We start from the raw sequence: 432 nt of genomic DNA, 5'->3' as shown, positions 1-432 counted from the left end.
CGCTCTTCGCCGTGGCTTTCGCGCCGTTGTTCGACGCCGCAATCTCGCCCTTGAGCGATTTCACCTCTTTTTGCAGCGCATTCAGTTGCGCCTGCAGGGCCTTGATCCGATCGCTGGTCGAGTCCGCAAAGGCGAGCCCCGGCAGTGCCCCGGCCACCAGCAAACAGATTAGCTTCTTCTTCATCAAGTCGTCTCTTCTCATTGTTGTTGCAAAAGCCCCTGTACGGGGCATGTTGTTTTCAGGTTGCCGTGCCGCGCCCGAGCGCTCGCCGCGCCGATGGCGTGACGGCGCTCGCGGGTACGTCAACCGGATCGGGCTGAACCACCGCAATCTGCATATCGCGCGTGCGTTTGCGTTCGCGGGCCGCCATAAACTGGTTGGCCGCGATCACGCCGATCGTCACCGCGCTGATAAAGAGCGTGGCCAGTGCA

At 61.8% G+C, this 432-nt stretch carries 1 protein-coding gene and 1 pseudogene; both read right to left on the bottom strand.

The features are described 5' to 3' along the window. Positions 1-184, bottom strand: a 184-nt coding sequence (locus tag U5775_RS39080; RefSeq protein ID WP_322063457.1) for a DUF3138 family protein, incomplete at its 3' end; no start/stop codon positions are given. Between the two features lie 55 nt (positions 185-239). Then, positions 240-432 (bottom strand): annotated as a pseudogene (locus tag U5775_RS39075) (putrescine ABC transporter permease PotI); the annotation flags it as partial.

Origin of the sequence: Paraburkholderia sp. J63, assembly GCF_905220245.1 — a bacterium.
In the GTDB taxonomy this organism is placed as follows: domain Bacteria; phylum Pseudomonadota; class Gammaproteobacteria; order Burkholderiales; family Burkholderiaceae; genus Paraburkholderia.
The sequence above is the reverse complement of the archived record's forward strand: the minus strand, read 5'-3'. Positions and strand labels throughout refer to the sequence as shown.